We start from the raw sequence: 24,007 nt of genomic DNA, 5'->3' as shown, positions 1-24,007 counted from the left end.
AGGGGCGGGTTTTTTTGTTTTTCAAAAAGGAGGAAATCATCATGACAAATGTATCGACAGTAGTATCTATAACCGATTTTTTGACTCCAGCTGTACGGGAAATGCCGCCTTCAGGCATCCGTAAGTTTTTCGAATATAGTACAGGCAGAAAAGATATTGTATCGCTTGGTGTCGGTGAACCCGACTTTGTAACCCCTCAACATGTCAGAAAGGCCTGTATCACAGCACTGGAAAATGGCAAAACATCATACACACCAAATGCCGGTCTTCCTGAGCTTCGTGAGGAGATTGCCGGGTATCTGGAGAGCAACTTCAACACATCCTACAACCCGACAGATGAAATCATGGTTACCATTGGCAGCAGTGAAGCCCTAGATTTGGCACTACGCGCCCTCATCTCAACACACGATGAAATACTCATTCCGGCTCCATGTTATATTTCGTATTCGCCCATCACGTTTCTGAACGGAGGACATACCGTAACGGTTGAAACCTCTGCGAATCAGCAGTTCAAGCTGACAGCTGAGGCACTTCAAGCCAAGCTGACTCCACGATCCAAAGTGCTTATTCTCTGTTACCCGAATAATCCAACGGGTGGGGTGATGACCTATGAGGATTGGCTACCGATTGCCCGCCTGGTTGAGGAGCATAATCTTGTCGTCATATCAGACGAAATTTATGCTGAACTGACCTATGGACAGAAGCATGTAAGCTTCGCTGCTCTGCCAGAAATGAAAGAGCGCACCCTGCTCATCAGCGGCTTTTCCAAAGCATTTGCGATGACAGGCTGGAGGGTCGGCTATGTGTGTGGCCCCAGAGAGTTGATTTCAGCTATGCTGAAGATTCATCAATATACCGCCATGTGCGCTCCTATTATCGGGCAAATTGCCGCTATTGAATCCCTGCGTAACGGGCTGGAGGAAAAAGATCGTATGATGGAGTCCTACAATCTGCGTAGAAAATGGTTCGTTGAAGGCCTATGTCAGACAGGACTGCCATGTCACGAACCAAACGGTGCCTTCTATGCTTTTCCCTCCATTATGCACACAGGGTTAAACTCAGAGCAGTTTGCCAAGCGGTTGCTGGAAGAAGAAGGAGTCATTACTGTACCCGGTTCCGCATTTGGCTCAGGCGGCGAGGGCTTTATCCGCTGCTCGTATGCATCATCGCGAGATCAGTTGGAAATGGCTTTAGAGCGCATTAGCGCATTTTTGAAGCGCCTGTAAATGCGATTTTTCCTATCTTGAAATGAACATGAGTACTGGATGAACCCTACTGTAACAGCTTCTGAATAAGCTTTTTCTGGTGTGCTGGCAAGCCTTCCGGCCATTCCCCTACACGGCAATAACAAATGTCGGAGACTTCAGCGCTTGGTCGGAAAGTACCCGGAATGTCCGGTCGTCCTAGTCTTTAGGATGTCCGATATTCAGAACGTTTTGCACAAAATCAGTCTTGGCATCCGTGTACGCTTCACGATCATGCTGATTTTCCATCGCCAGCCGCCTTTTTAATACATCATATTGCTGAATCAGCTCAGGCTGTTCACGAAGTCGGTTCCGAAACAATAGCTGCCGATCCCAATGCTCATCAGATTTCAGTATGAGATGCAGATGTCCCTTTCTTTGATCCTGTTCCACTTTAACCAAAAATCTTCTCCATTCCCGACCGTCCAATTCAGGCGGAACATAGTTCCAGCCTGCTGGTTGTAAAGTAGACACGATCTGTTCCAGTTGATCCCAAGATTCTAATTTTGCCATTATGTCAATAATGGGCTTAGCGGAAAGATTGGGAATTGCCGTGCTTCCTATATGTTCGATTTCCGTCACCTTAAACGGCAGTAATAACTCCCGCAACTGGTGAATGATCTTTAGGCCCTGCTCTGACCAGGCAGGATCAGGATTCACTATTTTTACAGGCTCCGTAGCCCACACCGGCCAATGTTCCTGGTTTTGCTCCTCATGCATTCATGATCCCCCCCTAATTTCTATTCATGTATTCTCTCTTCAACTGTATCTTTTTGAATATCCTTAACACCATCTTGTAACTTACGGCTGTATAACTGAGCATTTTCCGCATCAAAACAAACAAAAATAATCTCATTCAAACCGGCATGTTCACGTACAAAACGTGTCACTTCCTGTATAGCAATATCCGCCGCCTTTTCTTTGGGGAAACAGTAGATGCCTGTGCTGATATTCGGAAAAGCAATGCTTCGTGCATTCAGTTCTAAAGCTAATTGGAGTGCATTATGGTAGCATTTCGCCAATAGCTCCTCTTCCCGATGGTCGCCACCATTCCACACAGGGCCGACGGTATGAATAACATATTGGGCATCCAGCTTGCCAGCTGTGGTATAAACTGCCTCTCCTACGGGACATCCACCCTGCTTGTTTCTGATACTTACACAATCTTCTAAGATAGCCGGACCGCCAGCCCTATGAATCGCGCCGTCTACGCCACCGCCACCCAGCAAGCTTGTATTGGCTGCATTGACAATAATATCCGCCTTACAACGGGTAATATCCCCTTGCAACACACGTATTGTCACGTTCAATAGTTCAATTTGGGTATCCATTGATCCTCTCCCTCTTCTAAAAATCAACTCGTTTATATAGTCATCTTATAGTCTCTACAGGCAATTTCTACTATATCGTCATAGGTTTTCAACATATAGTGCTTTAGATTTTTCCCCCGTGCGCTTGCTACTGTAGCTAATAACGGCGTATCTATAAGCTCATCAAAGCTGCTGCCCTGCGTATATTCCCGTTCAGACATGTGCAAAGCGACGTCCAATTCAATCATGTTGAAGTAGTAGACTTCTGTAAATATCAGTTCATAAGGCACAAAATCATCTGCTGCTTCCGTTGCCAGCCCCCCATTAATCTCTCCCTTTAAAATCAGCTCCTTCTTCGAATAATTCATATGCACATGGTCCAAATAGATCGCATCTCGTCCATACAATACTCCAATCGGGGTTTGAACGGCCTTTATCTGTGGCATCCACGCTCCCCTCCCTTCATCTCTATTTCCCATCCAGCAACATAAGTGCGGTCGCAACCGCATGATCCACAAAAGAACGCTCTGGGCGTGATTTCATCATCACGGTAATCCCGATTAACAAAGAGACCAACATATGCGCTAAAGCCCGTGCATCCATAGTCGCCTCAAGCTCCCCAGATTGAATACCACGTTCGAGGGTCTCCTGAAAGACAGCAGAAAGATACATTTGATGTTCTCTAGTTAAAATTTCGAATTTTTCATCATGAGGGGCTAATTCTACCATCGTGTTGATGCAAAAGCATCCCTTATTGGGTCCCTCCTCGTACTCTTCTGCCACCACTCCTCCAAAAAAATTGTAAAATGCTTCTTTTACAGATGAACTATTTTGCAGTTTAGCCCTTACACAAGCTGCATGAGATTGCGTATATTTGCGCAGCGCGGCTTCGAATAATTGCTTCTTGTCTCCAAAAGCAGCGTAAATGCTAGGACGCTGAATTCCCATTTTTAAGGTTAAATCGCTTAAAGAGGTAGCCTCGAATCCTTTTTCCCAAAAAATTTGCATCGCTGCATCCAACGCTTGATCTTCATCAAATTCCCGTGGTCGAACCATAAGCAGCTCCTTCTTTTCGTATCGTTCAGTATATTAAGATTGTATGATTACGAAAAGGAACTGTCAAATATGTACAGGATAAACTCTTGACATAACATATATGCACGAGTTATATTGACCTAAATTAATTACATACCAATCGGTATATTATACTTAACGGTATGTAACTTACAGAAAGCGATGTGGTATGTGAAAATGAAGACGTCAGAAGAAAAAGCGGTACTCTTCCCTCATCAAACGGTAGCAAATGCTACCGAAACAGCCCCCATTCCCTCCCTGTCCCGATCTGTGGCACTCCTATTTGCCATAGCCTGCGGGCTCGCTGTCGCTAACATTTACTATGCACAGCCACTGCTGGATGCGCTGGCAAATGAATTTGGCATTACGCACTCATCGGTAGGCATGGTCATTACCATCACGCAAATTTGTTATGCATTGGGTTTATTGCTGCTCGTCCCGCTTGGCGATCTTTTGAATCGACGGCGGCTGATTGCTGGGCAAATGCTACTGTCCGTGCTGGCATTAAGCGTGGTTAGCTTTGCTCCTACTCGTACAATACTGCTTATGGGAATGGCAATGGTTGGACTGCTGGCTGTAGTTACTCAAACACTCGTGGCTTTCGCCTCTACCTTGGCTAATCCGACTGAACGGGGTAAGGTCGTAGGTCTGGTGACCAGTGGAGTCGTTATCGGCATTCTGCTTGCACGAACCGTGGCCGGTGTATTAACTGATCTGGCAGGCTGGCGTTCAGTTTACCTTGTTTCTGCTATACTTACGCTGTTTATGGCTGTAGCTCTGTTGCGGGTGTTGCCAAAGAACGAACCCACGAGTGCGGCACTTTCCTATCCGCAGCTGCTCCGATCGGTTATCTTGTTGTTCGTGCAAGAACGAATTCTACGCATTCGCGCTGTCCTTGCGTTGCTCATTTTTATGGCATTCAGCATATTGTGGACTTCGCTTGTGTTACCTCTCAGTGCCCCGCCTCTATCTCTTTCACATACAGCCATCGGAGCCTTTGGCCTGGCTGGAGTCGCCGGAGCATTAGCAGCAGCACGAGCAGGGCGTCTTGCTGATCAAGGCTTGGGACAACGGACGACAGGTATCGCACTCGTTGTATTGCTGCTGTCCTGGTTACCTATCCGCTACACCGAGCATTCTTTGTTCGCTTTAGTTCTTGGCGTAATACTTTTGGATTTGGCCGTACAGGCTGTACATGTCACCAACCAAAGCTTGATTTTCAATGTTCGCCCTGAGGCACGGAGCCGACTTACCGCAGGCTACATGATATTTTATTCCATCGGTAGCGCCACCGGGGCTATTGCTTCCACTCATATGTACATCTATGCCGGATGGAACGGGGTGTGTCTATTAGGAGCTGGTGTCAGTGCTCTGGCTCTCATCTTTTGGGCTGTGACCCGACGTTCAACTTGATGGGGAGAATGCTATGGATTGAATCAGAAAAAACCGCCGGGTCCACGACAATGACCGGGTGGTTCTCTTCTGTCACGACAAAATCATCACTTGATTGCGATATAAATCAAAACAGGTTCATCAGGACTGCCATACACTTCAAAATCACCTGTGTATGTCCGCTCCCCTTGTCCCGTGGCAGCCCACTCCCAGATCGTCTGCCATACTCGGAAGATAGAAGAGGGTTCCTGAGTTGTCTGAAAAATGGCGTAGCGTGCAGCCGGAATAACAAGTTCTTCAAGATCGTCAGGAGTTTGGAAATCAACAGCCGCTTCCTTCCCGATAAAGAATGTATACTCGCCCAAAGCTCCATTTTCATAGTCAGTATAGCAACCATAGACGGAAGCAGATCCTTCATGCCCCCTGATCCGACCTGGCACACCCTCGCTCCAAAAACGTTCCCACATATTTGGAATGATCCCGTGAGATGTTTGTTCCTTCTGATTATTTGTACGTGCTTTTAGTCCAATTAAATGGATTTCACCTCGGTATTCCTCCCGAATGGGTCCATCAAGTTGAAGCTCTGTATCCTCTAAAGACCTCCACCTTTTCAAATGCGGTAGGTAATTACGCAGCATCGAAGTCGCTTCTTCTGCCTGCATCCCCTCTTCTACCAGGATAGGCACACACTGCTGAATCATCCCCTCCATAGTCAATTCAGGCTGTACAAATTCGCCTTCCTTGTAACAATACTTGCAATACTCATCCGTTTTATGATGTTGTGCATCCGTTCCATATTGGTCCTCATGCTCCAGCGGCATCCCACAACTTTGACAAGCTTTATCCATCCTCGTAAATCCCCTTTCGCTATCTGATATCAGGTATGCCACCAGTATAACGAAACAAACCTGACAACTATGGGTCAGGTTTGTTTTACTTTAATCTAAGAATTCCTTTATGATTCCCGAACTTCTTCGTAATTAGACGCAATACGCAGCGCCATCTTATGAATCTTATCCCGCAAATGGGCTGGTTCTTTGACAACCACATCCGGTCCCAGGCTTAAAATAAATCCGTACGCCCATGCATCCTCAGGAAACGGGACCGAGACCGTATAGATCCCTTCCTCCTGCTCGGTCAATGCTTCTACGCCAAACCAGTCCTCCGCCAGATGCCTTGAGTTACGGTTAAATTGTAGCGTAAATGGTTGTACGGCCCTGGATACCTCCATCCGCCCCTCATTCCACGGCAACACTTCATAAGAAAGATCCCTGCGAGCAAAAACGGTCTCTGTAACCACAAGGTCACTCATGCGGGAAAGCTTGAATAGACGAAACTGCTCCCTATCGGGACAATATGCATATACAAACCATTGTTGTCCTTTCAGAACGAGCGTATGCGGTTCAACATTCCGTTCTGTAATGGCTCCCCCCGCATTTCGATAGGTAAAGGCGACAGTGCGCGCTTGGCTCATTGCTTCTTTTACCTTTATCAATTTGCCTTCCTGCGCAGCCCGATTTCCCCATCCCGAATGATCGACGATAAACTGTGTGGTATGGACACTAAATTGCTCTTTCCCAGACTCTGGTATAATACTTTCAAATTTATGAAGTAACCGCGACACATTCGGGCCGCCCAACGACGAGGACAAACTCTGCAGCCCCATTACAATGTCCTTGACATCATGATCCGTCAACATACTGCGATCCAGGCGGTATCCTTCCATCAAGCCGATCCCCCCATTGGCTCCCTGATAAGTCACCACCGGAATACCTGCCATACTAATCGCTTCAATATCTCTATAGATCGTCCGGATCGAAACCTCATATAAATCAGCCAGTTCCTTCGCTTGTATTCTATTTTTCTTTAGTAGCAAAATGACGATAGAAAGCAATCGGTCAATTTTCATTTTTTCAAAACCTTTCACCATTAATAAAAATAAGCCATGAACTCCTCATCGTATTCCTTCATCTTACTCTATCTCTTATCTTGGGATTTAGCAAAAATCCATTGAGCGACTTTCAATAAACAAGATATAGATCGAAATGGTTTAGTTCGTCTATATCTTGCACTTCAGAGCCACTAGTATCGAATTTTGCAAAATCCGGATCTAAAATGAATCTGTTATTCTTCAATTAAAATAACCTCAGGTACTCTATCCAGCCGAATAGAATGCCTGAGGTTTCAATAACTCCTTACAAATTATGATTCGTAGCGCTTCAGCACAATGACCGCATTATGACCACCGAAGCCGAAAGAATTAGATAGCCCAATATTTAGTAGAGCCTTGCGCGCTTCGTGAGGCACATAATCCAGATCGCAAGCCGGGTCCGGATTGTCCAGGTGCATCGTTGGTGGAATGATGCCCTCCCGTAGGCTTTGCACAAGCGCAATCGCTTCGACCCCGCCCGCAGCTCCCAGCATATGACCCAGCATGGACTTATTCGCAGTAACCGGAATCTGATAGGCATAGTCGCCAAACAGTTTGTGGATTGCCAAAGTTTCAGCGGTATCCCCTACAGCTGTACTCGTTGCGTGGGCACTGATCACGTCCACTTCTTCCGGGGAGATGTGAGCCGAACGAAGGGCCGCTTTCATCGCCAAGTAAGCTCCGGTTCCTTCGGGATGCGGTGCAACCATGTGATAAGCATCCGAACTCGCTCCATAACCGATGACCTCACCATAGATTTCCGCTCCCCTCCGGGTAGCGTGCTCCAGCGACTCCAGTACTAGGATGCCTGCTCCTTCGCTCATGACAAAACCGTCACGATCTTGATCAAACGGCCGGCTTGCTATCGAAGGCTCCTCGTTACGTGTGGACAAGGCTGTTGCATTAGCGAAACTTGCCAAGGCCAATCGGGACACCGCTGCTTCAGCTCCACCGGCAAATATGACATCCGCATCTCCTGTACGAATCGTCCGAAACGCCTCTCCAATTGCTGTATTCCCAATAGAGCAAGCCGTCACGGGGGAAAGCGTAGGTCCCATCGCTCCAAACGCGATACTAATTTGAGCAGCAGCCATATTTGAGATCATCATGGGTACCAGCGTCGGGCTAACTCTGCCCGGTCCACGCTGTAGCAGTACATCTACATTGTCCACCAACGTATCCAAACCGCCGACTCCCGATCCCACATAAACACCGACACGCTCCAAATCGGTGTGATCCAGTTCCAGACCGGAATCCTTGAGCGCTTGCTCTGCCGCATATAGTGCAAACTGAGTAAACCGATCCATTCGTCTAGCATCTTTACGTCCCCATTGCTTTTCTGCATCAAAATCCTGTACCAGTCCAGCAATTTGTGCTTTCAAATCGGACACATCGAATGTATCAATTTTACGTATACCTGAATTGCCTTCCAGCAAATTCTTCCACAACGTGTCCACTTCATTACCCAGTGGGGAAACGACACCCATACCTGTTATCACTACTCTTTGCATAAGCTATTCATTCCTCCTGCTCGGTGACTTACTTATAATCCTCATTTTACCCTCGTCTTATCCTATTACAAGTGTTTGTTTATCCTGGTATAATGAACACTACTATAGTATACGCCTTATTGGCTCACTTCGGATATACCCATTGAATGGAGAGAAAATACCTATGAAAACGGAAGCACGTCTGGAAGCACTATCTGTTTTTCTAAAAACAAAAAGAGCCCGCCTACACCCACATATGGTCGGTCTTCCCCAAGGATCACGTCGGAGAACACCAGGCTTGCGCAGAGAAGAAGTCGCTCAGCTGGCTGGTGTCAGTACGACCTGGTATACCTGGCTGGAGCAAGGACGAGATATTAAGGTGTCCGCCTCTGTGTTGGATGCTATTGCTGCCGCATTGCAGTTGAACACAGACGAGCGCAAATATTTGTATGATTTGGCGATCGAGGCTGGGTCTCACAGCCTTCCTGCTCCTGCAGAGCAAGCCGTCATTTCCCCCTCTCTGCAAAAGATCGTACAAGAGCTACACTACTGCCCTGCTATTATTTCAGATCGGCGCTGTCATATTGTCGGCTGGAACGCCGCTGCTGCTCATGTTTTTATGGATTTTGCCGAGCTACCACATGAGCAACGCAATATGATTGAACTGCTATTCACCAAAAAGGAGTTTAAAAGTCTAGCTGTGAATTGGGAACACTTTGTAAAGGGGTTCCTTGCTATTTTCCGCGCTTATTACGGGCAATACGTGACAGATCCCTGGTATGCACAATTTATACAAAATATGAGCCAGGCCTACCCGGAGTTTAACGAGCTTTGGAATCAGAGCGAAGTAAGCTCTGCACCGGAGGTGCTCATTGAATTTCGTCATGCGAAGGCTGGCAAAATGCTATTTGACCTAACTTCTCTTCAGGTACAAGGCAGTGTTGATCTCCGTTGCAGTATCTACACCCCCAATGCGCAAACCTCAACGGAAAGCAAACTCCAAAAGTTAATGGAAGGCAGCTAAAGGATTTCATCCCTCCTGTTATGAAGATATCATTTTCCGTCCATACTACATCTACGATCTGTGCAAAAATAGATGCCACGTATGTGACAGAACCAAGAGCTTCAACTGTGCTACTACCAGGAGGGAGGGAATCATCATGAAAGCCAAATCGACAAGTTCCCCGCACATACACAATCAAGCGCCACTGCCTGTTCCGGTGCAATTTGATCGAAGCTGGCAGGATGAGCTGGACCAACGCCTACGCAAAGGTGGCCCTTGGGGAGATTGGAATCTGTATCAGCTGGCCATTGAGGCAGAAAAAGTCAAACTGGTGCCGAACTTCGATGAGCTTCAATGTCTACAGCATTTGCAAGACCTCACTCCACTACCCCATCAGCTGGATACCGCTCGGAAGGTACTGTTTCAAATGTCCGGACGTGCCATTCTTGCCGATGAAGTCGGCCTGGGCAAAACGATCGAAGCTGGAATGATCCTAAAGGAATATCTGGTTCGCGGGCTGGCTTCCAAAGTGCTTATTCTTGTACCCGCATCCCTGGTCCTACAATGGGTGCGTGAGCTGAACAGCAAATTCGGTATTCCCGCTGTCGCCCAGAAAAAAGCGTATTCTTGGTCTTCCGAGGTTGTCGTGGCCTCTATGGATACTGCCAAGCGAGAGCCCCATAGTAACATCCTGCTAGATACCGATTATGACCTGCTCATTATAGACGAGGCCCATAAGCTGAAAAATAAAAAGACATCCAACTACCAGTTCATTATGAAGCTGCGTAAAAAATATTGTTTGCTCCTGACAGCGACACCTGTACAAAACGATCTGTCTGAGCTGTTTAACCTGATTACACTGCTCAAGCCCGGTCAATTGGGAAGACATGGCGATTTTTCAGCCAACTTTGTTGTAGATAAACGTCTGCCCAAAAATGAAGATCAGCTCAAGGATGAGCTGTCTAAAGTCATGATCCGCAATCGTCGCGGAGAAGGCCCAGTTCAATTCACCAAACGAAATGTTTCCAATATTCACTTGGAACTTTCGCCGGAAGAGCAAGCGCTGTACGATGGGGTAACCTCTTTTGTCAAAGAGCAATACCAGGCGAATGGTGGAAATTTAAGTAGCATGCTGTCTCTCGTTACCCTTCAACGGGAAGTGTGCAGCAGCCGGGACGCTGTGTTCGTGACGCTGGTCAATTTGTCTAAAAAAATGGCTCCAGACTCTCCCCTACGCGATCGTGTCTGGGATTTGGTTGCACACATTAAAGCGATCAAGGCCAATTCCAAAGCAGAAAAGGCGCTCGAGCTTATCCGTCAGATGAACGAAAAGGTGATCATTTTTACAGAATACAGAGCCACACAGGAGTATTTGCTGAACTATTTCCGTGACCGTGGCCTATCTGCTGTTCCTTACCGAGGCGGTATGAACCGTGGACGCAAGGATTGGATGATGGATCTGTTCCGTGGGCGCATTCAGGTCATGATTGCCACCGAAGCGGGTGGTGAAGGCATTAACCTGCAATTTTGTCACCATATGATTAACTTCGATTTACCGTGGAACCCCATGCGCGTGGAGCAGCGGATCGGACGGGTGCATCGACTTGGACAGACGCATGATGTTAATATTTTCAACTTGTCCACAACCGGAACGATTGAGGAGCATATCCTACATCTGCTGCATGAAAAAATAAATATGTTTGAGATGGTCATTGGCGGATTGGACGTTATTCTGGAGAAGTTTGAGAAGAAAGAATCCATTGAAAAAAGTTTGTATAAAATCATGCTTGAATCCAGTAGCGATGATGAAATTCGCAAAAAAATGCAAAAACTGGGCCACTCGCTGGATTCCATCAAACAGGAAATGGAACAACTGCGCACAGACCAGCCAAACACCGAGAACTTATTAGGCTTAGCAGGCAATACGGTTCCTCCGGGTAAAGCTCGACGCAGTGTGAAGGGAGGTCGCTAGTTTGACCATGGATGCACAGCAAGTCCAGCGTTTTGTCCACACCTATCTGGAAGCTACCGGATGCAGTGTCATTGAGAGGTCACCCCACCATGTAACCGTCAAGCTTTCTCCAGAAGCGGATAAAGCCTTAACAAACCGGCCCTACTATTGGGGATACGTGGAGCGTACTGGCGTTCCAGCGCAGACGATGTCCTTCACCTTCATCTTTGATGGGGAAGCCTATCGCACAGAACAGGAACGTTTAGCGGACCATACACCCCCAACTCCAGCATCAGGCAACGCAGCACAAGATCAGGTCATGGGACGTTACTTCGGTCATGTACCGACGTTACCACAATTGGGACCTGGACGTATTTTGCAGGAGGAGCTTCGATATGGAAGCCGTCGGCTGCACCAAATTTTTGAAGCCGCACGGGATGGAGGAAAATATGTTTATTTGTTTGAGCAGCCTGATGCCCGTCAGTTGTCTGCCCGCTCTCCCGTAGTCTATGAAGCTTGGCTCAGCATCTGCTATAAAATTGAATTCGCTTGCGATTTGAAGCGTGAGGAACTTCATTGGCTAGGTATTTCGCTCAAAAGCGGCACCATTGTAACCGATTTTGGCGCCATGCTCGAAACCCGGCAGCTCAGCCCGCTGCTGGCGGGCAATATGCATGTACAGCCTGCCAAGCTATCTGTCCCGGAAGCTTCCACCTCGCTTGAAAGCTACCTCACTGAACAACTCCGTCAGCAAGACTATGGTTGGGCTGAGCAGGCGAAGGAACGATTGCGCGAGGAATTGGAGGTCATTGACCACTACTACGAAGATCTAATCAAGGAGCAGAAAGAGGAAGAGGAAAAAAAAGAAGCCATATCCGAGCAGCATCAAGCCCGCCGTAAAGAAATGGTATGGCAATATGAGCCAAAGGTACTCGTATCCGCCATTAACTGCGGGATATTTCATCTGCGGTAACCGATATCTCTCGCTCCTTCGCAGGAAAGTTGCAGAGATATCGTCAGCTTGTAACATCTTGCTTCAGCCTACATCAGTTTCCGCTGCTGTAACCACAAGTTTGGTTAAACATGTCCCCTATGTATCGACAGCAAAAAGCGAACCTGGATATGACATTTACGCCGACAAGGTGCAGCAGTCTTTTTATGGGACAGGCTGTATGCTGGATAAAAAAGAATGCCTCCGTCGGGCAATCAAGCCGACAGAAAGGTGGATACCATTGAAGAAGAGTCATTCCGGGCACTATAGCATAGGTATGATCGCAGCTGTTCTGATCGGCCTGTCCGCAGTCTGTCCGCTCACTTCCATTCATGCGGCTCCCTCAGTCGCTCAAGACAACAATTTAAACTCGGAGTCTCTTTACAACGATAGCTCGCGGGTTCCTCCATTGGAATCCGCGAGTCCTGCTACTCCTTCCCCTTCCCAGGATGACGTTTCAGCAAGTTTTCCTACACAGGAGCAAGGCGTACCTACGGGCGTAAAACAAGCTGCGGACAACAAGGTACAATCCTTATCGTCCCAACCCCCTTTTTCCTTGTGGAAAGATGCTGAGCTGAGCTATCATCCGCTCGGACCTGGAACCCATAGTTGGCTTGTTCAAGTAAACCGCGCAGGAGAATACATCGGCTACCTGATTATCGGATCAGACTCAAATGGCGCATATCAACTCAACGAATATGGGAATGGTCCAGGTGGACCTTATAGTATGGATGTACTTCGCCAATCTCTGGTGTCGCTCACAGAAACCGATCTTTCATCTATCGACAAGCTGCAAATCACACCTATGTATGAGGAACCGCTACTAGCCTACTGGCTGGTGCGTTCCTCTACAGGCAGCCAAATATGTATTGATGCTGTAACTGGCGATCCGTTACCTGTAGAAGTGGCAGATGGGAGTTGGAAACATAAGCTTCAGAACAACGTATTCTCTTCATCTGTTCCCTTTTTGAAAACACAGGCGCAGGCGGTTACGGTCTTGTCTGCTCCTTTCGATCCCTATGACGACCTGGGGTGGCTTCAACCCAAACAAAAGCTTTCCGTCCGTAACACAGGCCAATTTATGGATACACTGAGTATTTCGCCGCGTATTATATTTTCTGCCACAGGTATCAATTTTGCCTTTGGGGGTCCCTTATCTATTAGTGGGTATCAGTCCTGGATATCCCCAGGTCATCCGTCCCAATCCAATTTATATGCGTTAACCTACCATCATGGACTTTCCCGATTTGTACCATTAAAAAAGTTATTATCAGCTGGCGAATTCTATCGTTTGGACTCCTAGTTATAAAGAAACATGATAATGATTCGGAATGATCTCTACAACATAAAAAGAGACCTCAAAATGGCATACCCTATGCCTCTTGTGGTCTCTTTGGCGAGTTTAATGTCGCTCCCTTCGCCCTCTGCGTGTGGATTTCATCCACATTTTCAGAGCGAGAGGCAACATGCCAAACCATTTGCTCCCCCACGGCTCTCTGGCTTGTTTTTGACTGCGCCGAACATCACGCGGCGTTTCCATATAGCGAACAATCCGCTGCGTAATATACGTCACCAGTTCGTCACTCTTCGCCATCCTCCATGACCTCCTTCAATCTGCGCCCATCCTTTCCATTTACGTTGCTTGGAAATATCGGATTTACACGTTAGGTGCAGATACAACTAGCTTGCTCATTTTCCAAAAGGTCTAACCCCTGTGGGAATAACTATGCATGGTTTCCCTTAAATGGAACATACTATCTTCAATCAGTAAATAATTAATTCGTCCACTGGAGGAATAGAACGTGCGGAATAAAAAGTTAAACAAGATAGGGATGACAAGGCTGGGATTGAGTCTATGCATTCTTTGCAGTGCTGTATTTGCCCCATTTACCTATATAGCTGCCCAGCCTGACGATAAAAGTAAGGAACCGAACAAGTATACAGATGTTCCGCCCAGCGTACATTCGTCCTATCACGCTTTTGCCAAGCCCGTTGTACTGATTGATGTAGGCCATGGTGGTGTGGATGGTGGAGCAAGTCACAAAGGAATTTTGGAAAAAGACATCAATCTCGCCATTGCTCAAAAGCTGTACTTGATTTTACGATCCCAGGGATATTCTGCCGTTCTGAATCGGGACAAGGACTACGCACTGAGTGACGACAACCGTTGGCTACAGTCCAAATCCCGGCATCTTAAAGACCTTGCTCAACGTAAAAGCTTAACAGAACAACTGCCCACCGCTTTGGTTGTAAGCCTGCATGTCAATTGGACCAAACGTGCCGAAAAACGAGGACCCATTGTGCTGTATCAGGATGAAGGCAGCAGCTATCTGTTAGCTGAACGGATTCAGCATTCATTAAACCGCTTATTTTGCATGAATAGAAAAACAGTGTACGGAAAACCCTTTTATCTTTTGAATAAGATCCAGCACCCTGCTGTCATTGTGGAAACCGGATTTATAAGTAACGAACAGGACAGAGCTATGCTTTCCGAGGATCGTGGTCAAAAAAGCATTGCAGGAGCTATTGCCGAAGGCATTATTGCGCATCTGACGGCATGGTAGTGTTGATGGCTGGGTCTCCCGTCCATCCCCATACAGCTCGCACCAAATCGCTAATACCCACAAATTTGGTGTGCTCCTTTAGCTTGGGAACCGAGGAATGAAGAGCGGAGGATGTGTACATGCCCGACACGCCGACATGCCCAATCGTTACACAGGTGTTGTGCTCATCCAGCCATTCAACCACTTTTGTAAGTTGCCGATTCACATGGACGAGGGTATGGACATCATCCAGAAAAATATCATTGCGTACCGGTGGCATTCCTTTTTTAGCGGCAAGCTCAGGCACCACCGACCAATAATTAGTACGGCTATCGACAAAAAATAGTCCATGCTCTTTACAAACATCAAGAACTATGGACATAATGCGCTTATCTGAAGTAACCTTGGAACCCATGTGGTTGTTCATCCCTATCGCATAAGGAACATCCTTAATTGCTGCTGTCACCTTAGCGTGTACTTCTTCATCCGTCATATTAGCCTTAATTGCTCCGGGTCCGAGCCATTCGGGCTTTCCCTGTTTTGGCTCCATTGGAAGATGGACGATGACGTCATGACCACGCTTATGCGCTTCCATAGCGTCCTGCTTGGTTGTAGGCAGGAAGGGCATCACAGCAACAGTAATCTTAACGGGTAAATTTAAAATTTGCTCAGTCCCTTTCATATTGTTTCCCAGATCGTCAATAATGACAGCAACCATCCTTTGCGACTCGTCCTGTTTGTCTATTGCTTCTGCAACACCAGTACTACAGACCATGAATAACATGCATACCGAAATACAGAGTACTACGGTTCTTCGCATTTTGGAGCTTGAATGGAATACAGGTACATAAGCTGGCTCTTTCCGGCCGCGCGATGCCTTTAAAGCCTTTTTTATTATATTTCTCATGTGCAGCTTCCGTCGTGTACTCATTGCGGGTCAGCCTCCTTCTCTGTCCCTTCATTGTGTGAGTAACCTCGTCTAAATATGTATAAGGCAGACCAGGAATACTCCCTGATCTGCCTTATCGTGCGTAGAAACGTATGTTAAAGCGGCTTACCAGTTCTTATCCATAAATTCATCACGGCCTGATTGAGCCCGATCTTCCTTATAGTGCTTCACGTTTTTCTTGTGGTAATCCTGATGATAATCCTCTGCCGGATAAAAAATAGAAGCTGGAAGGATCTCCGTTACAATTGGCTTATCAAAGCGTCCACTTTGTGCCAACTGCTCCTTGGACTGCTGCGCAAGCTTCCTTTGCTGCTCTGTATGATAAAAAATTGCGGGTTTATACTGTGTGCCCCTGTCCTGAAATTGACCTTCCCCGTCAGTAGGGTCTGTTTGTGGCCAATATAATTCGAGCAGCTTTTCATAAGGAAACAGCTCAGGCTCAAACGTAATCTGCACCACTTCGTAGTGGCCTGTAGTTCCTGTTTTAACCTGCTCGTAGGTGGGATCGGGACTTGTTCCTCCAGTGTATCCTGACACAATGCCATGAATGCCCGGCTGCTCTTCAAATGGAGTCACCATACACCAGAAGCATCCACCTGCAAAAGTCGCTTTCTCCATCTTACATCCAACCTTTCAATAACTTCATCATAAAATTTTCTATCATATCTGGAAATCCATAGTTTGCGTGAAGACAAGAAACTTGTTCAGCTTAAACTATGAGCAATTCCTCAGAAATATAAGAAAAAGGTCTCTAAAACTGCTACGAGAGCAATTCTATAGACCTTTTCTAATGGATGCGGTCGAGAGGACTCGAACCTCCACGGGGGGTTAGCCCACACGGACCTGAACCGTGCGCGTCTGCCAATTCCGCCACGACCGCATATAAATTATCGTTTATCCTCGAAAGATCAATCTTTCTTAGCGACAAGATAGATCATACCATGCACATATCAAGATGTCAAACCTTTTATGTTCGTTAATTTCCTCTTGATAAAAAAGGAATAATAAACTAAAATAAGAACATAGGTTCTCGGGAATGAATGTTCCTTTTCTTCAATCGTTTATGAATTATCATCACATTTTCCTAAGGCGGTGAATGGTAATGACCTCTTTGGATACTACTCAGCATGAATGGTCTCTTGTGAAAAGTTATCTGCTCCTTACCTTTATTCAAAAAGTATTTGAGCGGGACAGCCTAATTCTTGAAGAAAGCGGTATGCTGAAAACCCCTGATCTTTATGTCGAAATGGTTAACGCAGGTGTAGATCGTACCGGAATCCTACTGTCTGAAGTAAAACATGAATTTAATAAATATCGCATTCATGTTCTGGACATACAACAAAACCACTCCGGCGTTCACGCCACCTATATAAGTAAAGGCAATAAAGAGCAGTTCAGTATGGCAATGCCAGCATTCCGAAAAGAAATGTATGAGCGGATGCGAGCATATCTGGGGCTCTCAACCTCTATGCCCCATACATCTGCCCTTCCTTTACTAGAGAAACATCACGCCGAATTACCAAACAATTCAACTTCCACCCCCCTACGCATCGTTGATCGAAGTTTGGTTACATCCTCTTTGGCCTATAAGCGTAAAACGTCCCGCCCTGCTGCTGTTGCCACAAGCAGAAGAGCATAATCCCCGCACAATAAACACGCAAAAAAAAGCTTCCGCAGACACCAACTGTGCTCGGAAGCTCCTTTCCATATCCATCATATATCCAAATCGATCTATAACCGCTAAGATGAAGCATAAGCATATCTATTAATGATTCGCTTTATTGCAACGCCTTCTGTACACGCGTAACCCCTTGACTTAGAGCATGTCCTCCACCTACCGCTGCGGCTACAGCAATGGTCTCCATAATTTCCTGATCACTAGCTCCTTTGGACCGCGCCTCGTCTACGTGATAAAACGTGCATACTTCATTGTTGGCAAATAAGCCAATGCCTAGTGCAATCAGTTGCTTGGTTTTCTCATCTAAGCTGCCGGCTTGAAAGCACTCTCCGGTAAAGCGATGATATGCATGAACTACCTCGGGCAACTGATCTTCCAAATGGCTGATTTGATCCTTATATGCATGTACTTTCTCGTCCATAACCGTCATTGACACAGCACGTCCTCTCTGTTGGATTTTCCTTCATTACTGTGTCCGATTTAGAGTTTCTGTATGCCTAATGAATCACCCAGTTATTTTTATCCAACACCCATTTGGAACCCATTCCTAATCCAGATCTATCGGATTGTGACGTGGCTCGCTGAACGGCTGATATGTATAGCTGCGATCCAATTTGACCACACGTCGATTCTGGCGGCGAATAAGCACCTGTTCATCATCCCATGCCAGTACAATGCCAACAACATCGTTGGTCTCCAATCCATCGCGTACGACACGCACCTTTTCACCGGAGAGTCGATAAGCATCCAATTCTTCGTCCATAATCATCCTTGTCCCCTCCTTATACACTTTTTTTAATAACACAGCGACCATGATTCTATGCATGAAAAAGTTTAAAAAGAGACCTAAATGAATCATTTAGGTCTCTTCTCACTTACTACTTATATGGATTGCCAACAGAGCGACAAATTATCCCGACTGATTTACACTGTGATCATGTTCTTTTGTATCGTTCTTCTCGTACCAGAAGTCCAGCACTTGTGCAGACAACACTCGCTGATCTACATACTCCACTTGGTGAGCAGTAAATTCTTCTTTCCAAGAGAAGGACAATTCTTCGCATAGGTTAACCAACGTCAACAACTCAGACCAGGCCACATAGCGTTTATACCAAAAAAACTGAGGATGTTCAATCATATAGGGATACAAATCGTCAAATTCCGTATGCTTACAATCCAAGGCACGCTCAAAGTGTACTTTAGCCGCTGCCAGTTTTTCCAGAAAAAACTGTTCGGTCAATTGTTCTTTCCCCATGTTGCTGCCTCCTCTCCAAAACCTTAACTATATTATAAGCGAAATTGAAGCTCATGCAAAGGTTATTATTAGAAATAAGGAACAGGAGTTTTGAATTGTTACTATTCAGCAAACTCAATCTTACCGTCCACTAACGACGAAATTTTGACCAATGACTCTACACGAATACCCTGCTCACGGATGGTTCTCGCTCCGGCCTGAAAGCTTTTTTCCACCGCGACACCGAATCCAACCAACTCAGCTCCGGAGCGTTGAATGATTTTAACCATGCCTCGCGCCGCATCACCATTAGCGATAATATCATCAATGAAAAGAACACGATCATCTTCGTGAATAAATTGACGAGACAGCATAATATCCGTAACAATACCTTTAGTAAACGAAGGTACGCGTTCACACAGCGCGTCTGGATCAGCTAGTAGGGTCTTTTTACGACGAGCGAATACCAACGGGACACCCAATTCCAAAGCTGTCGCAAACCCGATGGCAATGCCTGAGGACTCCACGGTCACTACTCTGGTAATCTTCTCTTCTCGGAAACGTGCTGCGAACTCTCGTCCCATTGCCATTGTCAATTCCGGATCAACTTGGTGATTAAGCAAACCATCCAGCTTCAGTACCTGATCTGATGCAATCACGCCTTCATTTATAATTCGTTCCTTTAATACTTCCATTACATGACCTCCCACGGCATTCCTATGCGGTAAAAGTACCATACTTCACCCGCCGCTTTCAAGCTATAGCTGCTTTCCATGCGGTCATGTGACATTTTTTTTACGCTTGTTCCAGAACCATGCGGTGATTCCTCCCACAACGATTAAAAGAATAACGACCAGCCCTACCCGATGCGTCACCTTCTCCATTAGCTTCGCCACCTGCTCCCAATGCATGCCCACCGCATGTCCAATCCCCAAAAATGTACCGCACCACAGCAAAGCTCCTGCTGATGCATAACAGATATAGCGAAAAACGCCTAGACGGGTTGTACCTGCCAGATATGAGGATACATGTCTCAAGCCGGGGACAAAATATCCGAACAGGATTCCCCAGGTACCATAGCGCCCAAACCAATTTTCAGAAGAGGCAATCCTAGAAGGCGTAAGCCTCACCCATTTTCCGTATCGATGCAAAAGTGGTTTTCCCAGCAGACGCCCTAGTGTGTAGCTAAGCATCATACCCGTCATACTACCGAAAAATGTGACTGCCAGTGCAGCAATGAAGTTGTAGTGCCCTTGAGACACGAGCCCGCCGAAGGCAATCATTAGCACTTCGTCGGGTATCGGCATACCCGCTACTCCAAGTGCAAGCAAGCCGAACATTGCCAAATATCCGTATTCCAGTATCCATGCAAGGATTTGACCCATAAATTACGCTCCCGTCAAGCTATTCATTAATTCACTTTAATTATTTTCAGTCTCATCCAGTCATGTCCTATTTCAGTTGAACATAGTTTGTATTATATGCTCGCTGCAGCGTTATTCAAGCAGGCAAGGAGGGACTGGGGATGAAACGTAATATTCATGTTTTTCAGATTGCTTTTACATACATCGGTACAATCGTCGGTGCCGGATTTGCTACCGGACAAGAAATTCTGCAATTTTTTACGCAGTATGGTCGTTGGGCTACACTCACTATTATGCTATCCACAATCATATTTGTATGGTTGGGTACGAAAATGATGCTGATCGCTCATGATATTTCAGCCAAATCCTACGAGGACCTGAACAAACATCTTTTTGGCGCCAATGCCGGGAAATGGATTAGCTGGTTCACGCTCATCGTGCTGATCGGCGTAAACAGCGTCATGTTGGCAGGAGCCGGCTCTGTTTTTGTAGAGCACCTTCACCTGCATTACCAAACCGGACTGCTTATTACACTGATTGGTACTTATTTGCTGCTAAGTAAAGGCATTAAAGCCATCTTGCACATGAACACCGTGGTTGTCCCACTGATGATCATCATGTCTCTTCTGCTCGTTCACAGCACGCTCTCTATGCCCAATCCTCAGAGTTTTATTACGAATACGACAGATCACAGTACATTTCGAACCTTGCTCTCTCCACTGCTGTACACGTCCTTCAACCTAACTATGGCCCAAGCCGTGCTTGTACCACTTGGCAGCCAAACCTTTTCCCGAAGAACCATCCGCTGGGGCGGAGTTTTGGGCGGAGTTGGTGTCGGGTTTATGCTGATGGCTGCACACTTTGCCATGTCAGCACATATGCCGGGTATTCAGCAATTTGAAATCCCTATGGGAAGCATTGCTTACCGTCTGGGTGCCTTTGTCGAAATCATATACATTCTACTCATTTTCATGGAAATCTTCAGTACCTTTGTGGCCGACATTTATGGAGTCAGTCTACAAATTCGTCAGCATGTCCAAATTTCGCCCAAGCTCATTACACTATTCATTATGCTCACCTGTTTTTTAATCAGTCAGTTCGGCTTCAGTTCACTATTATCTGTCCTTTATCCTATTTTCGGAATGCTCAGTCTGATGTGGGTTAGTAAACTAATCATAGCAGGACGCGGGAGGCCTTTCCGTTCCTCACGTCCTCGCTCCAGCTTTCGGCATTCCGATTCCAAACCAAATGATACTCGTCATGGTTAATGTGGAAATTTCAAATACATTTTCTTCAACTCGTTAACCGCCCGACTTAAAGAATAGCTTGACTTAGCCTTGTCGCAGGCAGATCTAGCCAGCTCATAACGATAGGCAGGGTCAGCAATGACCTTCTCTAATGCGTCTGCCAGTGCCCTCGGATTGTCGGGTGGCACGAGCAGGCCATTTACCCCATCTTCAATCTGCTCCGGTATTCCTCCCACTTCTGTACCTACCAATGCCAGACAACTTAACGCTGCTTCCGCAAATACCGAACCAAAGGCCTCCGCCCGAGAAGGCAAGACAAATACATCAAAGAAAGGCATAAACTCTTCTGGATGAAGGGTATATCCATAAAAAATCGTCTCATGGTATATATCGAGCTGTCGCGCCATCTCTTCCAGCTCAGGGCGAACCGGGCCGTCTCCAATAATATGAAGCACAAATTCCAGATTTCTTTTTTTAAGTTCAGCACAGGCCCGCAATAAAATATCCAGTCCTTTCGCCGGAACAAGGCGGCAAACGCTTATGAGCTGTGTCACTTCATTTTCGTGTGGAATGGGCTTGAAGCGCTTCTCATCATATCCATTCGGAATGACTGCAATGTCTTGCGGATTCTGAACGTAAGGAATTAAGTAATGCTGAAAAGAATGAGATACCGCTATCAGGCGATCCGCCTTCTGCTCCATTTCCCCATACAGTGACACCAAGAATTGGTGTTCAGGCCCGTTCTCCTCTATTTTCCCGTTTAGAATTAACTCCTTCTCATAGGAAGAGTGAATCGTCTGTACAAGCGGAATGTCAGGAAAAACAGTTTTCATGGCGATTCCGGCAATCGGATGATGAGCATGAATGAGGTCATAGGGCTTCTGAATACGAAGCCGGGTCCACCACAAATAGTCACGGTACGTCTGAATATATTTTTGAACGATTGGATAATGTTCATATCTCGTCCAGTCAAAGGTATCAAAAGTTACTTCGTCCCTACCCTTGTTACGAATCCGTTTAGGGATTGAAAATAGCTCCATTTCCCAACGGGGGGACGTAAATCGCTCTTGCAGATATGGAATCATGGATGAAACGCCTCCCGGTTGCTCGGGTGGGAAAAAGAGAGCCTGTAGCAATTTCATGACGTGCTTCCCCTTTCAAGCATTAAACTGCCCGGATCACAGATGGTATGTATAGGTTTCCGGATTTTCTGAAAGATGATATATTGAGAATAAATGTTAGTCACAAAAGAAAATTATAACATTTTAAATGGGATAAATCCTGTCTATTGTATCGGAACGATATCAACCGTTCAATAGATTGACTATTTTTGCAAATGGAGTCGGTGATGTTGACGTTGTTGTCCTTATCGGGAACCTTGGGTCCCCCATCTCTGGCCGAGGCCGTAAGTGCAGCCTGCGGTTTGTATATTATACTCATGATGGCACTGATGTGCGTGATCATATATAGCAGACAACGAAAAAAAGCCTATATCCTTTTTTCAGTTGCCGCTATTATTATTATGACATATGAAGCCATGAATCTCTATTCAGCAGGCGGAGGCAAGATGCAACTCCAAGGAATCGTGTGGAAAAATGTACTGGAGGCGTCTGCCTTCGTACTCATCAATGCCGCCGTATTTCAACTATACCGGAAGCTGAAACGTGTGCAGACATGGACCTTGCTACTGCTGGGTGCGTTATTGATATTGCCGGTTACTGCCTGGACAGCAGGTTTGTTGCCCGCTTGGATCAGCGCAGCGAAACTGGTTGGGTTCACTCTATTTTATCGAGTACTGGTGCTTATACTGAGCCTTGTGTTTATCACCCCACGAATCGGGCAGCCAAAGAAGTATGTGGCGGGCTTATTCATGTATTCGCTCTGGCTCGGCTATTTATGGCTGCGAAATGACATCCCTGAAGAAGCTGGCAAATCAAACACAGTCTTATATATGTCATTTTTACCATTGTTGTACTACACTACGTTATTCATCATTCTATTTGAACGAATTGTGGAGCTGCTCCAAAGGATTTACCGTTCTTCCATCACCGATGGCCTGACCGGGCTATATAACCGTAAATATTTTTCGGGGCGACTACGGCGATATATGGACCAGGGAATCCGCGTGTCGGTCATTTTTTGCGATATTGACAATTTCAAAAAGTTGAATGATACGCAGGGTCATGCTCGTGCCGATGAAGTACTCAAACAGGTGGCACAGATTATGGAGGATGAACTGGATGAAATCGGACTGACCGGACGATATGGTGGCGAGGAACTGGTCGCAATGGTTGTGGATCGACGGGCCAAGGTTGGACATGTCGCAGAACGTATCCGCGAACGGGTCGCGGAAGAAAGCATTGTCACGATCAGTGTCGGACACAGTACAGTGAAGAAGGAAATGAACCCGGATGAACTGGTCAAACAGGCCGATCAAGCGATGTACATATCCAAAACGACAGGTAAAAACAAGGTTACAGCTTATAAGGCAGCCGAAGTGAAAAAAAGTCGGGCAGCACGCGCACAATAATTTGTAAACTGCGATTCGTTGTTAAAAGTTGAGTTTGAATAATTCTCTGTCTGGTTGTCTATACCCTAAAATGACGC

General features: G+C 46.3%; 26 protein-coding genes and 1 tRNA gene. 10 read left to right on the top strand and 17 right to left on the bottom strand.

What is annotated here, in order from left to right; genetic code table 11:
* Positions 1-41 precede the first annotated feature (41 nt).
* On the top strand, positions 42-1,226 hold the full coding sequence (locus NSQ57_RS09125; RefSeq protein ID WP_342425936.1) for an aminotransferase class I/II-fold pyridoxal phosphate-dependent enzyme: 1,185 nt from the start codon (positions 42-44) through the stop codon (positions 1,224-1,226).
* 177 nt (positions 1,227-1,403) lie between these two features.
* Here NSQ57_RS09125 and NSQ57_RS09120 read toward each other — a convergent pair whose 3' ends face one another.
* Genes NSQ57_RS09120 through NSQ57_RS09105 form a run of 4 tightly spaced genes read right to left on the bottom strand, consistent with a single transcriptional unit; the run spans position 1,404 to position 3,610 of the window.
* On the bottom strand, positions 1,404-1,964 hold the full coding sequence (locus tag NSQ57_RS09120) for a GrpB family protein (RefSeq protein WP_029516746.1): 561 nt from the start codon (positions 1,962-1,964) through the stop codon (positions 1,404-1,406).
* Between the two features lie 20 nt (positions 1,965-1,984).
* Positions 1,985-2,575: an O-acetyl-ADP-ribose deacetylase gene (locus NSQ57_RS09115; RefSeq protein WP_049816950.1), complete on the bottom strand. Its 591-nt coding sequence runs from the start codon at positions 2,573-2,575 to the stop codon at positions 1,985-1,987.
* Between the two features lie 32 nt (positions 2,576-2,607).
* Positions 2,608-3,000, bottom strand: a complete 393-nt coding sequence (locus tag NSQ57_RS09110) for a hypothetical protein (RefSeq protein WP_029516744.1) — start codon at positions 2,998-3,000, stop codon at positions 2,608-2,610.
* Positions 3,001-3,022: 22 nt separating this feature from the next.
* Positions 3,023-3,610, bottom strand: coding sequence for a TetR/AcrR family transcriptional regulator (locus NSQ57_RS09105; RefSeq protein WP_029516743.1), 588 nt, complete (start codon positions 3,608-3,610; stop codon positions 3,023-3,025).
* 195 nt (positions 3,611-3,805) lie between these two features.
* On the opposite strand from NSQ57_RS09105, the gene NSQ57_RS09100 reads away from it, so the two are divergent.
* Positions 3,806-5,041: an MFS transporter gene (locus NSQ57_RS09100; protein WP_340955108.1), complete on the top strand. Its 1,236-nt coding sequence runs from the start codon at positions 3,806-3,808 to the stop codon at positions 5,039-5,041.
* Between the two features lie 86 nt (positions 5,042-5,127).
* Here NSQ57_RS09100 and NSQ57_RS09095 read toward each other — a convergent pair whose 3' ends face one another.
* The 3 genes from NSQ57_RS09095 to fabF form a co-directional block, all read right to left on the bottom strand.
* Complete coding sequence (locus tag NSQ57_RS09095; RefSeq protein ID WP_029516741.1) at positions 5,128-5,868, bottom strand: zinc ribbon domain-containing protein; 741 nt, start codon at positions 5,866-5,868, stop codon at positions 5,128-5,130.
* Positions 5,869-5,975: 107 nt separating this feature from the next.
* Positions 5,976-6,929, bottom strand: a complete 954-nt coding sequence (locus NSQ57_RS09090; RefSeq protein WP_029516740.1) for a YafY family protein — start codon at positions 6,927-6,929, stop codon at positions 5,976-5,978.
* Between the two features lie 293 nt (positions 6,930-7,222).
* Positions 7,223-8,461 carry a beta-ketoacyl-ACP synthase II gene (fabF, locus tag NSQ57_RS09085; protein WP_029516739.1) on the bottom strand — a complete coding sequence of 413 codons (1,239 nt, stop codon included), beginning with the start codon at positions 8,459-8,461 and terminating at the stop codon, positions 7,223-7,225.
* A 163-nt stretch (positions 8,462-8,624) separates the two neighbouring features.
* On the opposite strand from fabF, the gene NSQ57_RS09080 reads away from it, so the two are divergent.
* The 4 genes from NSQ57_RS09080 (at position 8,625) to NSQ57_RS09065 (ending at position 13,688) form a co-directional block, all read left to right on the top strand.
* Positions 8,625-9,464: a helix-turn-helix transcriptional regulator gene (locus NSQ57_RS09080; protein WP_023988057.1), complete on the top strand. Its 840-nt coding sequence runs from the start codon at positions 8,625-8,627 to the stop codon at positions 9,462-9,464.
* 136 nt (positions 9,465-9,600) lie between these two features.
* On the top strand, positions 9,601-11,415 hold the full coding sequence (locus tag NSQ57_RS09075; RefSeq protein ID WP_069011346.1) for an SNF2-related protein: 1,815 nt from the start codon (positions 9,601-9,603) through the stop codon (positions 11,413-11,415).
* A 1-nt stretch (position 11,416) separates the two neighbouring features.
* On the top strand, positions 11,417-12,367 hold the full coding sequence (locus tag NSQ57_RS09070) for a YqhG family protein (RefSeq protein ID WP_029516737.1): 951 nt from the start codon (positions 11,417-11,419) through the stop codon (positions 12,365-12,367).
* Between the two features lie 259 nt (positions 12,368-12,626).
* Positions 12,627-13,688 (top strand): hypothetical protein, encoded by a 1,062-nt coding sequence (locus NSQ57_RS09065; RefSeq protein ID WP_069011431.1) that lies wholly within the window; start codon positions 12,627-12,629, stop codon positions 13,686-13,688.
* Positions 13,689-13,787: 99 nt separating this feature from the next.
* Here NSQ57_RS09065 and NSQ57_RS09060 read toward each other — a convergent pair whose 3' ends face one another.
* A complete protein-coding gene (locus tag NSQ57_RS09060) occupies positions 13,788-13,979 on the bottom strand; it encodes a YqzE family protein (protein ID WP_029516735.1) in 192 nt (63 codons plus the stop codon).
* A gap of 208 nt (positions 13,980-14,187) precedes the next feature.
* On the opposite strand from NSQ57_RS09060, the gene NSQ57_RS09055 reads away from it, so the two are divergent.
* Positions 14,188-14,949 carry an N-acetylmuramoyl-L-alanine amidase gene (locus NSQ57_RS09055; RefSeq protein ID WP_029516734.1) on the top strand — a complete coding sequence of 254 codons (762 nt, stop codon included), beginning with the start codon at positions 14,188-14,190 and terminating at the stop codon, positions 14,947-14,949.
* Here the strand turns inward: NSQ57_RS09055 and NSQ57_RS09050 are convergent.
* The 3 genes from NSQ57_RS09050 to NSQ57_RS09040 form a co-directional block, all read right to left on the bottom strand.
* Positions 14,924-15,859: a divergent polysaccharide deacetylase family protein gene (locus NSQ57_RS09050; RefSeq protein ID WP_342425935.1), complete on the bottom strand. Its 936-nt coding sequence runs from the start codon at positions 15,857-15,859 to the stop codon at positions 14,924-14,926. The two genes, NSQ57_RS09055 and NSQ57_RS09050, sit on opposite strands and share 26 nt — an antisense overlap.
* Positions 15,860-15,982: 123 nt before the next feature.
* Positions 15,983-16,495, bottom strand: a complete 513-nt coding sequence (gene msrA / locus NSQ57_RS09045; RefSeq protein WP_342425934.1) for a peptide-methionine (S)-S-oxide reductase MsrA — start codon at positions 16,493-16,495, stop codon at positions 15,983-15,985.
* 177 nt (positions 16,496-16,672) lie between these two features.
* Positions 16,673-16,757 (bottom strand) — tRNA-Leu (locus NSQ57_RS09040).
* A 222-nt stretch (positions 16,758-16,979) separates the two neighbouring features.
* On the opposite strand from NSQ57_RS09040, the gene NSQ57_RS09035 reads away from it, so the two are divergent.
* Positions 16,980-17,516: a hypothetical protein gene (locus NSQ57_RS09035; protein WP_342425933.1), complete on the top strand. Its 537-nt coding sequence runs from the start codon at positions 16,980-16,982 to the stop codon at positions 17,514-17,516.
* Positions 17,517-17,655: 139 nt separating this feature from the next.
* On the opposite strand, the gene NSQ57_RS09030 is transcribed toward NSQ57_RS09035, so the two are convergent.
* From NSQ57_RS09030 to NSQ57_RS09010, 5 genes are all read right to left on the bottom strand, one after another.
* Complete coding sequence (locus NSQ57_RS09030; protein WP_013309744.1) at positions 17,656-17,985, bottom strand: carboxymuconolactone decarboxylase family protein; 330 nt, start codon at positions 17,983-17,985, stop codon at positions 17,656-17,658.
* 117 nt (positions 17,986-18,102) lie between these two features.
* On the bottom strand, positions 18,103-18,324 hold the full coding sequence (locus NSQ57_RS09025) for a hypothetical protein (protein WP_029516731.1): 222 nt from the start codon (positions 18,322-18,324) through the stop codon (positions 18,103-18,105).
* A gap of 141 nt (positions 18,325-18,465) precedes the next feature.
* Positions 18,466-18,810, bottom strand: coding sequence for a hypothetical protein (locus NSQ57_RS09020; protein ID WP_007429850.1), 345 nt, complete (start codon positions 18,808-18,810; stop codon positions 18,466-18,468).
* A gap of 101 nt (positions 18,811-18,911) precedes the next feature.
* Positions 18,912-19,484 (bottom strand): xanthine phosphoribosyltransferase, encoded by a 573-nt coding sequence (locus NSQ57_RS09015; RefSeq protein ID WP_069011094.1) that lies wholly within the window; start codon positions 19,482-19,484, stop codon positions 18,912-18,914.
* An 84-nt stretch (positions 19,485-19,568) separates the two neighbouring features.
* Positions 19,569-20,174, bottom strand: a complete 606-nt coding sequence (locus NSQ57_RS09010; RefSeq protein WP_069011093.1) for a DedA family protein — start codon at positions 20,172-20,174, stop codon at positions 19,569-19,571.
* A 140-nt stretch (positions 20,175-20,314) separates the two neighbouring features.
* On the opposite strand from NSQ57_RS09010, the gene NSQ57_RS09005 reads away from it, so the two are divergent.
* A complete protein-coding gene (locus tag NSQ57_RS09005) occupies positions 20,315-21,421 on the top strand; it encodes a hypothetical protein (protein WP_069011092.1) in 1,107 nt (368 codons plus the stop codon).
* Here the strand turns inward: NSQ57_RS09005 and NSQ57_RS09000 are convergent.
* Complete coding sequence (locus NSQ57_RS09000) at positions 21,418-22,542, bottom strand: glycosyltransferase family 4 protein (protein WP_342425932.1); 1,125 nt, start codon at positions 22,540-22,542, stop codon at positions 21,418-21,420. The genes NSQ57_RS09005 and NSQ57_RS09000 overlap by 4 nt on opposite strands.
* Positions 22,543-22,748: 206 nt before the next feature.
* On the opposite strand from NSQ57_RS09000, the gene NSQ57_RS08995 reads away from it, so the two are divergent.
* Positions 22,749-23,930: a GGDEF domain-containing protein gene (locus NSQ57_RS08995; protein ID WP_029516726.1), complete on the top strand. Its 1,182-nt coding sequence runs from the start codon at positions 22,749-22,751 to the stop codon at positions 23,928-23,930.
* Positions 23,931-24,007 lie beyond the last annotated feature (77 nt).

It is taken from the genome of Paenibacillus sp. FSL L8-0502 (assembly GCF_038593055.1).
Taxonomy (GTDB): Bacteria; Bacillota; Bacilli; order Paenibacillales; family Paenibacillaceae; genus Paenibacillus; species Paenibacillus polymyxa_D.
The sequence above is the reverse complement of the archived record's forward strand: the minus strand, read 5'-3'. Positions and strand labels throughout refer to the sequence as shown.

What these genes read in the sequence shown, in the direction of transcription:
- NSQ57_RS09125 (WP_342425936.1), top strand. Translation starts at nt 42, where the DNA reads ATGACAAATGTATCGACAGTAGTATCTATAACCGATTTTTTGACTCCA.
- NSQ57_RS09120 (WP_029516746.1), bottom strand. Translation starts at nt 1,964, where the DNA reads ATGCATGAGGAGCAAAACCAGGAACATTGGCCGGTGTGGGCTACGGAG.
- NSQ57_RS09115 (WP_049816950.1), bottom strand. Translation starts at nt 2,575, where the DNA reads ATGGATACCCAAATTGAACTATTGAACGTGACAATACGTGTGTTGCAA.
- NSQ57_RS09110 (WP_029516744.1), bottom strand. Translation starts at nt 3,000, where the DNA reads ATGCCACAGATAAAGGCCGTTCAAACCCCGATTGGAGTATTGTATGGA.
- NSQ57_RS09105 (WP_029516743.1), bottom strand. Translation starts at nt 3,610, where the DNA reads ATGGTTCGACCACGGGAATTTGATGAAGATCAAGCGTTGGATGCAGCG.
- NSQ57_RS09100 (WP_340955108.1), top strand. Translation starts at nt 3,806, where the DNA reads ATGAAGACGTCAGAAGAAAAAGCGGTACTCTTCCCTCATCAAACGGTA.
- NSQ57_RS09095 (WP_029516741.1), bottom strand. Translation starts at nt 5,868, where the DNA reads ATGGATAAAGCTTGTCAAAGTTGTGGGATGCCGCTGGAGCATGAGGAC.
- NSQ57_RS09090 (WP_029516740.1), bottom strand. Translation starts at nt 6,929, where the DNA reads ATGAAAATTGACCGATTGCTTTCTATCGTCATTTTGCTACTAAAGAAA.
- fabF (WP_029516739.1), bottom strand. Translation starts at nt 8,461, where the DNA reads ATGCAAAGAGTAGTGATAACAGGTATGGGTGTCGTTTCCCCACTGGGT.
- NSQ57_RS09080 (WP_023988057.1), top strand. Translation starts at nt 8,625, where the DNA reads ATGAAAACGGAAGCACGTCTGGAAGCACTATCTGTTTTTCTAAAAACA.
- NSQ57_RS09075 (WP_069011346.1), top strand. Translation starts at nt 9,601, where the DNA reads ATGAAAGCCAAATCGACAAGTTCCCCGCACATACACAATCAAGCGCCA.
- NSQ57_RS09060 (WP_029516735.1), bottom strand. Translation starts at nt 13,979, where the DNA reads ATGGCGAAGAGTGACGAACTGGTGACGTATATTACGCAGCGGATTGTT.
- NSQ57_RS09050 (WP_342425935.1), bottom strand. Translation starts at nt 15,859, where the DNA reads ATGAGTACACGACGGAAGCTGCACATGAGAAATATAATAAAAAAGGCT.
- msrA (WP_342425934.1), bottom strand. Translation starts at nt 16,495, where the DNA reads ATGGAGAAAGCGACTTTTGCAGGTGGATGCTTCTGGTGTATGGTGACT.
- NSQ57_RS09035 (WP_342425933.1), top strand. Translation starts at nt 16,980, where the DNA reads ATGACCTCTTTGGATACTACTCAGCATGAATGGTCTCTTGTGAAAAGT.
- NSQ57_RS09030 (WP_013309744.1), bottom strand. Translation starts at nt 17,985, where the DNA reads ATGACGGTTATGGACGAGAAAGTACATGCATATAAGGATCAAATCAGC.
- NSQ57_RS09025 (WP_029516731.1), bottom strand. Translation starts at nt 18,324, where the DNA reads ATGATTATGGACGAAGAATTGGATGCTTATCGACTCTCCGGTGAAAAG.
- NSQ57_RS09020 (WP_007429850.1), bottom strand. Translation starts at nt 18,810, where the DNA reads ATGGGGAAAGAACAATTGACCGAACAGTTTTTTCTGGAAAAACTGGCA.
- NSQ57_RS09015 (WP_069011094.1), bottom strand. Translation starts at nt 19,484, where the DNA reads ATGGAAGTATTAAAGGAACGAATTATAAATGAAGGCGTGATTGCATCA.
- NSQ57_RS09010 (WP_069011093.1), bottom strand. Translation starts at nt 20,174, where the DNA reads ATGGGTCAAATCCTTGCATGGATACTGGAATACGGATATTTGGCAATG.
- NSQ57_RS09005 (WP_069011092.1), top strand. Translation starts at nt 20,315, where the DNA reads ATGAAACGTAATATTCATGTTTTTCAGATTGCTTTTACATACATCGGT.
- NSQ57_RS09000 (WP_342425932.1), bottom strand. Translation starts at nt 22,542, where the DNA reads ATGAAATTGCTACAGGCTCTCTTTTTCCCACCCGAGCAACCGGGAGGC.
- NSQ57_RS08995 (WP_029516726.1), top strand. Translation starts at nt 22,749, where the DNA reads ATGTTGACGTTGTTGTCCTTATCGGGAACCTTGGGTCCCCCATCTCTG.